At 60.8% G+C, this 9,742-nt stretch carries 9 protein-coding genes, 1 tRNA gene and 1 pseudogene; 9 read left to right on the top strand and 2 right to left on the bottom strand.

The annotated features are described in order from the left end of the window. From EOC06_RS25085 to EOC06_RS25050, 8 genes and pseudogenes are all read left to right on the top strand, one after another. Nucleotides 1-825, top strand: a pseudogene (locus tag EOC06_RS25085) (ABC transporter ATP-binding protein); the annotation flags it as partial. A 10-nt stretch (nucleotides 826-835) separates the two neighbouring features. Continuing rightward, a complete protein-coding gene (locus EOC06_RS25080; protein ID WP_128309052.1) occupies nucleotides 836-1,903 on the top strand; it encodes an ABC transporter ATP-binding protein in 1,068 nt (355 codons plus the stop codon). After that, nucleotides 1,904-2,770, top strand: a complete 867-nt coding sequence (locus EOC06_RS25075) for a carbohydrate ABC transporter permease (RefSeq protein WP_127272310.1) — start codon at nucleotides 1,904-1,906, stop codon at nucleotides 2,768-2,770. Nucleotide 2,771: 1 nt separating this feature from the next. Then, nucleotides 2,772-3,695 (top strand): carbohydrate ABC transporter permease, encoded by a 924-nt coding sequence (locus EOC06_RS25070; RefSeq protein ID WP_128309051.1) that lies wholly within the window; start codon nucleotides 2,772-2,774, stop codon nucleotides 3,693-3,695. A gap of 2 nt (nucleotides 3,696-3,697) precedes the next feature. Further along, nucleotides 3,698-3,979 (top strand): DUF2160 domain-containing protein, encoded by a 282-nt coding sequence (locus EOC06_RS25065; RefSeq protein ID WP_127269597.1) that lies wholly within the window; start codon nucleotides 3,698-3,700, stop codon nucleotides 3,977-3,979. A 79-nt stretch (nucleotides 3,980-4,058) separates the two neighbouring features. After that, entirely contained in the window at nucleotides 4,059-5,783 is a 1,725-nt protein-coding gene (locus tag EOC06_RS25060; protein WP_027036699.1) for an ABC transporter substrate-binding protein, read from the top strand. 97 nt (nucleotides 5,784-5,880) lie between these two features. After that, nucleotides 5,881-7,374, top strand: a complete 1,494-nt coding sequence (glpK, locus tag EOC06_RS25055) for a glycerol kinase GlpK (protein ID WP_128309050.1) — start codon at nucleotides 5,881-5,883, stop codon at nucleotides 7,372-7,374. 34 nt (nucleotides 7,375-7,408) lie between these two features. After that, on the top strand, nucleotides 7,409-7,888 hold the full coding sequence (locus tag EOC06_RS25050; RefSeq protein ID WP_128309049.1) for a DUF6882 domain-containing protein: 480 nt from the start codon (nucleotides 7,409-7,411) through the stop codon (nucleotides 7,886-7,888). 96 nt (nucleotides 7,889-7,984) lie between these two features. On the opposite strand, the gene EOC06_RS25045 is transcribed toward EOC06_RS25050, so the two are convergent. Continuing rightward, nucleotides 7,985-8,470: a BA14K family protein gene (locus tag EOC06_RS25045; RefSeq protein ID WP_128309048.1), complete on the bottom strand. Its 486-nt coding sequence runs from the start codon at nucleotides 8,468-8,470 to the stop codon at nucleotides 7,985-7,987. Nucleotides 8,471-8,729: 259 nt separating this feature from the next. On the opposite strand from EOC06_RS25045, the gene EOC06_RS25040 reads away from it, so the two are divergent. Continuing rightward, nucleotides 8,730-8,805, top strand: a tRNA-Lys gene (locus tag EOC06_RS25040). 64 nt (nucleotides 8,806-8,869) lie between these two features. Here EOC06_RS25040 and EOC06_RS25035 read toward each other — a convergent pair. Then, nucleotides 8,870-9,742 (bottom strand): site-specific integrase (locus EOC06_RS25035; protein WP_206631253.1); only part of this gene is annotated, 873 nt, incomplete at its 5' end.

Here is a 9,742-nt window from a genome sequence, read left to right as displayed (position 1 = left end):
GGCGATGACCGTTTATGAGAACATTGCTTCGCCGCTGCGGGTGGCCGGCATCGAGCAGGCCAGGATCGACAGCCAGGTGCGTGAAGCCGCCGCTCTTCTCAAGCTGACACCCTATCTCGATCGCACGCCGCTCAGCCTGTCGGGCGGCCAGCAGCAGCGCACCGCGTTGGCGCGCGCCATCGTCAAGAACGCAAGCCTGGTCCTGCTCGATGAGCCGCTCGCCAATCTCGACTACAAATTGCGCGAGGAACTGCGCGCCGAATTGCCTAGGATATTCGCCGCCGCCGGCACCATCTTCGTCTACGCCACGACCGAGCCGCACGAGGCGCTGCTGCTCGGCGGCAACACGGCGACGCTTTCGCAAGGCACGAGATCACCCAGTTCGGACCGACCATCGAGGTGTTCCGCAAGCCGGTAGATCTGGTGACAGCCAGGACATTTTCCGATCCACCGCTCAATACTATAGTGCTTGCCAAGAAGGGCCGGGATTTCCTGCTCGAGGGCGGCGTGAACCTGCCGGTGCCGGCCGAGCTCTCCGGCATTGCCGATGCCATGTACACGATCGGTTTTCAGCCGCATCACCTGTCGCTCGAGCGGCCCAATGCGGCGGCCGTACCGGTGCGCGCCAAGGTGACGATCACTGAGATCACCGGATCGGAGAGCTTCATCCATCTCGATTTCGCCGATGCGCGCTGGGTCATGCTGACCCATGGTATCAGGCATTTCGAGCCGGACGAGGTGGTCGAGGTGTTCATCGATCCGCGCCACATCATGGTTTTCGACGAGCACGGCAGCGCCGTGACTGCGCCGAAGCTGGCGGCTTGAGGGCAAAGAGATGGCACGCATCGACGTCAACCATGTCAGGCATTCCTACCTGCCGAACCCGCAGAAGGATGCCGATTTCGCGCTACGGGAAGTGCATCATGTCTTCGAGGACGGCGGCGCCTATGCGCTGCTCGGGCCCTCCGGTTGCGGCAAGACCACGCTGCTCAACATCATTTCGGGATTGTTGCACCCCTCGCACGGCCAGTTGCTGTTCAACGGCAAGGACGTGACCAATTTGTCGACGCAGGAGCGCAACATCGCGCAGGTGTTCCAGTTCCCGGTCATTTACGACACCATGACCGTCTACGACAATCTGGCCTTCCCGCTGCGCAACCGCGGCGTGCCGGAAGCCGATGTCGACCGCAAGGTTCGCGAGACGCTGGAGATGATCGATCTGGCGTCGTGGGCGAAGAAGAAGGCGAGGGGCCTGACCGCCGACCAGAAGCAGAAGATCTCGCTCGGCCGCGGCCTGGTGCGCTCCGACGTCAACGCCATCCTTTTCGACGAGCCGCTGACCGTCATCGATCCGCACATGAAGTGGGTGCTGCGCTCGCAGCTGAAGCAATTGCACCGCCGCTTTGGCTACACCATGGTCTATGTGACCCACGACCAGACCGAGGCGCTGACCTTCGCCGAGCAGGTCGTGGTCATGTATGATGGCGGCATCGTGCAGATCGGCACACCGGCCGAATTGTTCGAACGCCCGCGCCATACCTTCGTCGGTTATTTTATCGGCTCGCCCGGCATGAACGTCATGCCGGTGGCAATCGACGGCAAGACGGCGACGCTCGGCTCGCAGCGCATCGAACTGCCGGGTGCACCCAAGGCAGGCACCGGCGCCGTCGAACTCGGCATCCGTCCCGAATATGTCCGGCTCGGCCGCGAAGGCATGGCCGTGCAGGTCAGCAAGGTCGAGGATCTCGGCCGCCACAAGGTGGTGCGCGCCAAGCTCGAAGGCCGCGATATTTCTGCCGTGATCGGTGAGGACGAGACCCTGCCTGCCGATCCGAAGGTGCGGTTCGACCCGGCCGGCATCAACATCTATGCCGATTCCTGGCGTGTCGAGATGGAGGCCTAGATGGAGAAGACCTGGAACAACAAGGCCTGGTTCATGGTGCTGCCGGTCCTCCTGCTGGTGGCGTTCTCGGCGGTGATCCCGCTGATGACGGTGGTCAACTATTCGGTGCAGGACACGTTCGGAAACAACGTCTTCTTCTGGAACGGCTCGGACTGGTACACCGAAATCCTGGAGTCGGAACGCTTCTGGCTGTCGATGGTCCGCAACCTGATCTTTTCCGCAACCATCCTCGCCATCGAGATCCCGCTCGGCATCTTCATCGCTCTCAACATGCCCAAGAAAGGCTGGGGCGTGCCGGTCTGCCTGGTGCTGATGGCTCTGCCGCTGCTGATCCCGTGGAACGTCGTCGGCACGATTTGGCAGGTGTTCGGCCGCATCGACATCGGCCTGCTCGGCTATACGCTGTCGTCGCTCGGCTTCGACTACAACTACGTCAACGATCCGACCGACGCCTGGGTGACGGTCATCCTGATGGACGTATGGCACTGGACAAGCCTCGTCGTTCTGCTCTGCTACGCCGGACTGGTCTCGATCCCCGATGCCTTCTATCAGGCGGCCAAGATCGATGGTGCATCGCGCTGGGCAGTGTTCCGCTACATCCAGCTGCCGAAGATGAACCGCGTGCTTCTGATCGCGGTGCTGCTGCGCTTCATGGATTCATTCATGATCTACACCGAGCCGTTCGTCGTCACCGGCGGAGGTCCCGGCAATTCGACGACGTTCCTGTCGATAGACCTGGTCAAGATTGCCATCGGTCAGTTCGATCTCGGGCCGGCGGCCGCCATGTCGATCATCTACTTCCTGATCATCCTTCTGCTGTCTTGGGTGTTCTACACCGTCATGACCAATGTCGATGCGGAGCGCTGAGATGAGCGGCGCCAACGAAGGAACGACGAGGCAGGACCGAGTGCGTGAGACGGCGGGTTCGGACGGGCTCGCCAGCACCTTGTCGCAGGACCAGCTTGCGCGGCTGATGCGCCGGCGCGGCGAAGAATCCCGGTTCTGGTGGTTGGTGCCGACGATCTACATCATCTTTCTGATGCTGCCGATCTACTGGCTGGTCAATATGAGCTTCAAGACCAATCAGGAGATCCTGGGCGCGTTTTCGCTGTGGCCGAAGAGCCCGACCCTGGCCAACTACATCGTGATCTTCACCGACCCGTCCTGGTACAAGGGCTACATCAATTCGATCATCTATGTCGTCATGAACATGGTGATCTCGGTTTCGGTGGCGCTGCCGGCGGCCTATGCCTTTTCGCGCTACCGGTTCCTCGGCGACAAGCACCTCTTCTTCTGGCTGTTGACAAACCGCATGGCGCCGCCGGCAGTGTTCGCGCTGCCCTTCTTCCAGCTCTATTCGGCCTTCGGCCTGATCGACACGCATATCGCGGTGGCGCTGGCACACTGCCTGTTCAACGTGCCGCTGGCGGTGTGGATCCTCGAGGGTTTCATGTCCGGCGTGCCGAAGGAGATCGATGAGACCGCCTATATCGATGGCTACTCCTTCCCGCGCTTCTTCCTGAAAATCTTCATGCCGCTGATCGCCAGCGGCGTCGGCGTGGCCTGCTTCTTCTGCTTCATGTTCTCATGGGTCGAGCTGCTGATCGCGCGCACCTTGACCACGACCGCCGCCAAGCCGATCGCGGCGATCATGACGCGCACGGTCTCGGCCTCCGGGCTCGACTGGGGCGTGCTCGCCGCCGCCGGCGTGCTCACCATCCTTCCAGGCGCGCTCGTGATCTGGTTCGTCCGTAATTACATCGCCAAGGGCTTCGCCCTGGGGAGGGTATGACCATGAACCTCACCTGGATGGCATGGACGCTGCCAACGGCGATCTTTTTCATCACGATCCTGGTGCTGCTCTGTGGCATGGCGGTCTGGGAATACGCCTCGCCTGGCGGCAATCCCCGGGTCGGCGTCCTGCGCTTTGAGACGACGCGCGGCGACCGCCTCTTTGTTTCGCTGCTCGGCAGCGCCTTTATCCATCTCGCTTGGCTGGGTCTTGTCGGACCCAACCTGTGGTGGGCTCTCGCTCTCTCCGTAGTCTACGCCGTCGGCGTGTTCCGCTACGTATAGAGGGGGAAACTGTTGGAGCGACCGCGTGCCGACGACCGCTCCAGATCGCACTTGAAACTTGAAAAGTGGAGGAAACGAAATGCGAAGGCAATTTTTAACATCAACGACTGCGCTTGTCCTGCTCTGGGGAGCAGGCCAGGCCTATGCCGGAATGGACGAAGCCAAGACCTTCCTCGATACCGAAATCAAGGACTTGTCGACGCTCGATCGCGCCGGCCAGGAAGCCGAGCTGCAATGGTTCATTGATGCCGCGAAGCCTTTCGCCGGCATGGACATCAAGGTGGTCTCCGAGACCATCGATACGCATAGCTATGAGTCCAAGGTTCTGGCGCCCGCTTTCACCGCGATCACCGGCATCAAGATCACCCACGACCTGATCGGCGAAGGCGATGTCGTCGAAAAGCTGCAGACGCAGATGCAGTCGGGCGAGAATATCTATGACGCCTACGTCAACGACTCCGACCTGATCGGCACGCACTGGCGCTACCAGCAGGCGCGCAGCCTGACCAAGTGGATGGCGAATGAGGGCAAGGATGTCACCAATCCCAACCTCGACCTCGCCGACTTCATCGGCACCAAGTTCACGACCGCTCCGGACGGCGACCTCTACCAGCTGCCCGACCAGCAGTTCGCGAACCTCTACTGGTTCCGCTACGACTGGTTCAACGACGAGAAGAACAAGGCCGATTTCAAGGCCAAGTACGGCTACGACCTCGGCGTTCCGGTCAACTGGTCGGCCTATGAGGACATCGCCGAGTTCTTCACCGGCCGCGAGATCGACGGCAAGAAGGTCTATGGCCACATGGACTACGGCAAGAAGGACCCGTCGCTCGGCTGGCGGTTCACCGATGCCTGGCTGTCCATGGCCGGCAATGGCGACAAGGGCCTGCCGAACGGTCTTCCGGTCGACGAATGGGGCATCAAGGTCAACGAGAAGTCGCAGCCTGTCGGCTCGTGCGTCGCGCGCGGCGGCGACACCAATGGCCCGGCTTCCGTGTATTCGATCCAGAAGTACCTGGATTGGCTGAAGGCTTATGCCCCGCCGGAAGCCCAAGGCATGACGTTCGGCGAATCCGGCCCCGTCCCGTCGCAGGGCACGGTCGCGCAGCAGATGTTCACTTACACCGCCTTCACCGCCTCCTTCGTCAAGGACGGGCTGCCGGTCGTGAACGCGGACGGCACGCCGAAATGGCGCTTTGCTCCCTCGCCGCATGGCGTCTACTGGAAGGACGGCATGAAGCTCGGCTACCAGGACGTGGGTTCATGGACGCTTCTCAAGTCCACGCCTGACGATCGCGCCAAGGCCGCCTGGCTCTATGCGCAGTTCGTGGTGTCGAAGACGGTCGACGTGAAGAAGAGCCATGTCGGCCTGACGCTCATCCGCGAGTCGACGATCCAGGACAAGAGCTTCACGGAACGCGCTCCGAAGCTCGGCGGCCTGATCGAATTCTACCGCTCGCCGGCCCGTGTTCAGTGGTCGCCGACCGGAACGAACGTTCCGGACTATCCGAAGCTGGCACAGCTCTGGTGGCAGGCGATCGGCGATGCGTCGTCGGGCGCCAAGACGGCGCAGGAGGCGATGGACTCGCTTTGCTCTGAGCAGGAAAAGGTCATGGAACGCCTGGAAAAGGCTGGCATCCAGGGCGACATCGGTCCGAAGATGGCCGAAGAGCATGACCTCGCCTACTGGAACGCCGACGCGGTCAAGAAGGGCAATCTCGCTCCTCAGCTGAAGATCGAGAACGAGAAGGAAAAGCCGATCACCATCAATTACGACGAACTGGTGAAGAGCTGGCAAAAGTAAGATTGTTCTAAGCGGGCGTCTGCGCCCGTGTGACATTGGGGGAGGCGGCATCTTGCCGTCTCCCCTGTTTGTGTAAAAGACTAAGCGGGGAGGCATAATGACCGGATATATCCTTGCCATCGACCAGGGCACGACTTCGACCCGGGCGATCCTGTTCGACGGCGAGATGAAGGTCGCCGGCAGTGGGCAAAAGGAATTCGCCCAGCACTATCCGGCCTCCGGCTGGGTCGAGCACGATCCGGAAGATATCTGGGCGAGTGTGGTGTCGACCGTGAAGGCGGCGCTGAAGAAGGCCGGCCGGAATGCTTCCGACGTGGCCGCGATCGGCATCACCAATCAGCGCGAGACCGTCGTCATCTGGGACCGGGCGACCGGCAAGCCGATCCACAATGCGATCGTCTGGCAGGACCGGCGCACCGCGCCGCTGTGCCAGAAACTCAGGAAGCAGGGGTTGGAGAAAAAGTTCACCCGCAAGACCGGCCTGCTGCTCGATCCCTATTTTTCCGGCACCAAGATCGCCTGGATGTTGGACAAGGTGAAAGGCGCGAGAAAACGCGCCGAGAAGGGCGAATTGCTCGCCGGCACCATCGACAGCTTTTTGATCTGGCGGCTGACCGGCGGCAAGGTCCACGCCACGGACGCCACCAACGCCTCGCGCACGCTGGTCTACAACATCGCTGAGAATGCCTGGGACGACGAGCTGCTGTCGATCCTCAACATCCCGGTAGAAATGCTTCCAGAGGTGAAGGACTGCGCCGATGACTATGGAATCACGGAGAAAAATCTCTTTGGCGCCGAGATAAGAATCCTCGGTGTCGCCGGCGACCAGCATGCGGCAACCATCGGCCAAGCCTGCTTCGAGCCAGGCATGATGAAATCGACCTACGGCACCGGCTGTTTTGCGCTCCTCAACACAGGCAGCGACCTGGTGCGTTCGAAAAACCGGCTCTTGACCACTATTGCCTACCGGCTGAACGGCAAGACGACCTACGCGCTTGAGGGTTCGATCTTCATTGCCGGCGCCGCGGTCCAATGGCTGCGCGATGGCATCAAGGTGATCGGCAAGGCCGAACAAAGCGGCAAACTGGCTGATGAAGCCGATCCAACCCAAAACATCTACCTGGTGCCGGCCTTCGTCGGGCTCGGCGCGCCGCATTGGGACGCCGAGGCACGCGGCGCCATTTTCGGACTGACGCGCAATTCCGGCCCGGCGGAGTTTGCCCGCGCCGCGCTTGAATCTGTGGCCTACCAGACACGCGACCTGCTCGACGCCATGCGCAAGGACTGGAAGGGGGCTTCGGCCAAGACCGTGCTGCGGGTCGACGGCGGCATGGTGGCGTCGGACTGGACCATGCAGCGTCTGGCCGACATCCTCGATGCACCGGTCGACCGCCCGACCATTCTCGAGACGACCGCGCTCGGTGCAGCCTGGCTGGCCGGCTCGAAAGCTGGCGTTTGGCCGGATGCCAGGAAGTTCGCGAAGAGCTGGGCGCTGGAACGACGCTTCCAGCCGGACATGGATGGCTCCGTGCGCGTAGCCAAGCTCGCGGGTTGGCGCGATGCTGTGCGACGGACGTTGAGCGTGTCATAAAGAGCCATCAGTGGTGGGTGATGGGGCGCGAGGAATGCAGCCAGATTGGTATCCTGCTTGGCGCGACGAGGCTATCGAACAGCTGAAGGCCAAAAATGCACGCGCGAACAAGGAGTTTCGCCTCGGCGATTGCTCGCGCTATGACTACGACCTGACGGCCGGAACGCTTCTGTTCTCGCAAGACCGGGTCGCCAAGGTGGTCACCGAGATCCAGATTGTCGGCTCAACGAGCACCGAGGCCGGCAACTGGCTGTGGGCTTGGGCAAATTCAAGCCTGCCCAGCGAGCTCCTCAGCGATGCAAAGCTGGTTCGATCCTTCGGAGAGCAGAATGGCATTGACGAACTGGCCCAAGCCTATGCGACGGATGCGGACAATGCGCTGGAAGTGGTTGGTTGGGAACTCAGTGCGGTGATGGCCCGTATCTGCAATGGGTTGGGTATCTATCGTTGTCCCAACAGAGAGGACGGCGGTGGCTTTTATCTGATGCTCAAGAGCATCAACTGGGCAAGTTGACGGCAACTGTTCTCGTCCGGCCAATCGATCAAAAGCCCGCGCCGTTGCCGGCGCGAGCTCCACTCAACGTATCTCAGCTACTTAAACGCGCCTTGATCAGTAAGGCGAACGGCACTCCTTGCGAGGGCCGTAATTCGGCTGGAACGTGTTGTCCGAAGCACGGTAGCTGCGATAGCGGTCGTAGCACCACTGGACGTGGGCGTTGCCTCCGTAGACGCGGTTGTTCTCGTTGTTGATGATGGCACCGGTGATCAGCGCGCCAGTCGCGAACGCCGCGAGCGGGAACCAATGATCGCCGTGACGACGGTAGCCGGGGCGATATTCGCGATAGCCGCGATGGCCGTTCCAATACGCGCCGCGATTGCGGGAAAAATTACGGTCGCGCGAAAAACTGCGGTCACGCGAAAAATTGCGATTGTAGCGGTCCTTGCGCCATTCCCGGTACTGGACTGTCTGCACATCCGGCACCGCGACCTGGGATTGCGGCACATAGTTCGGTTGGGCGTTAACCGACACGGCCTCCGCCGCAACGAATGTGGCGGAGAGAGTGGCCGCCAGAAGGCTCGTTGTGATTCTGTTCATTGGTTTTCTCCTCGATGGTTTTGGCGGACGTCCCTGTGCCGGGAAAACGAGCGGCGCATACAATTGTTCCCCAGACTGGATGCCGCTGTCGGGCAGAAATGCCAGTGTTCCCTTGGCTGTTCTCCCACCGGTGGCGCGGCTGGCAAGTGTCGCGACAGGCCGAAGCCACCCGTGTTTGCGAGCTCTCTTTTTCCGGTTGACCGGTCGAGGCACTCTCCCTATGTTCCGCGCAATTTCGAGGGCCGCCTTTCGCCCGCGGGAGCGCGTAGCTCAGCCGGTAGAGCAACTGACTTTTAATCAGTAGGTCTCGGGTTCGAACCCCGACGCGCTCACCAACTAAATCCTTGATAAATAACCATCTTTCGAAATCGTCCAAAATAAATCAGCAGGCACTGTGTTTCAAAGTGTGTCGGCCTCCATCTGTTCGATCGCCCTCCGCAGGGCCTTCATGTTGGTGTGGGAATAGCGCTGAGTCATCACATTGGTCTTGTGTCCCATCAGGTCCTGGGCGGTTTTCTCAGGAACCCCTGACTGAATGAGCCAGCTTGCGAAGGTATGTCGCAGGTCGTGGATGTGCAGGTTTGGCATCTCTGCCCGCTTCCTGATCCCCGCCCAGCGCTTGGCGAAATTGTACTGCGGCTCGTCCTCCTTCTTCCCCTTGAAGACATACCCAACGCGGTGTGCTTCGAGTGTGTCCGAAAGTGTGTCGATGACCTCTTGGGTCAGCGGGATTTCTCTAGGGCAACTGTTTTTTGTGCGCTCGCCGCCAAGTTGTATCTTCTTGCGCTTGAGATCGACCTCGTCCCAGTGGAGCTTCATGATCTCCTGGTGGCGCATGCCGGTTCCAACACCCAGAATGACGAACAGACGCTGCTCGTAGCCCTTGCAGGCGGCGAGTAGGCGGCCGAACTGGTTGCGATGCACGTACGATTGCCGTTTGTTGGCGTCGGCGATCTTGCTCTTGTCGATCAGCTTCAGTGGGTTGACCTCGACGCCACAGTCCCACTCCCGGGCGTGCGCCATCAACGTGCTGAGAAAGGCCAGGTCGCGCCGGAGCTGGACCGTCTTCCCCGTCTTCATCTTGGTCTTGATATAGGTCTTGACCTTCTCTTCATCTAGTACCCGGATTGCGATGTTGCCGAGCACCGCCAAGACGTTGGTCAAACTTACCGTGTAGTGGCGTTTTGTGGCGGCGGAATAGGGCCTCCTGCGGGGGTGCTTGAATAGCCTCTCCGTGTATGTAGGGCGACGTGCGATGTGAAGGATAAGGCG

This window comes from Mesorhizobium sp. M7A.F.Ca.MR.362.00.0.0 (assembly GCF_004023175.1).
In the GTDB taxonomy this organism is placed as follows: domain Bacteria; phylum Pseudomonadota; class Alphaproteobacteria; order Rhizobiales; family Rhizobiaceae; genus Mesorhizobium.
Note: the sequence above shows the minus strand (reverse complement) of the source record. Positions and strands in the feature narration are given on the sequence as shown.

Bases quoted from the DNA above. Each gene is read 5' to 3' on its own strand.
- EOC06_RS25080 (WP_128309052.1), top strand. From the start codon at position 836: ATGGCACGCATCGACGTCAACCATGTCAGGCATTCCTACCTGCCGAAC.
- EOC06_RS25070 (WP_128309051.1), top strand. From the start codon at position 2,772: ATGAGCGGCGCCAACGAAGGAACGACGAGGCAGGACCGAGTGCGTGAG.
- EOC06_RS25050 (WP_128309049.1), top strand. From the start codon at position 7,409: ATGCAGCCAGATTGGTATCCTGCTTGGCGCGACGAGGCTATCGAACAG.
- EOC06_RS25065 (WP_127269597.1), top strand. From the start codon at position 3,698: ATGAACCTCACCTGGATGGCATGGACGCTGCCAACGGCGATCTTTTTC.
- EOC06_RS25075 (WP_127272310.1), top strand. From the start codon at position 1,904: ATGGAGAAGACCTGGAACAACAAGGCCTGGTTCATGGTGCTGCCGGTC.
- EOC06_RS25060 (WP_027036699.1), top strand. From the start codon at position 4,059: ATGCGAAGGCAATTTTTAACATCAACGACTGCGCTTGTCCTGCTCTGG.
- EOC06_RS25045 (WP_128309048.1), bottom strand. From the start codon at position 8,470: ATGAACAGAATCACAACGAGCCTTCTGGCGGCCACTCTCTCCGCCACA.
- glpK (WP_128309050.1), top strand. From the start codon at position 5,881: ATGACCGGATATATCCTTGCCATCGACCAGGGCACGACTTCGACCCGG.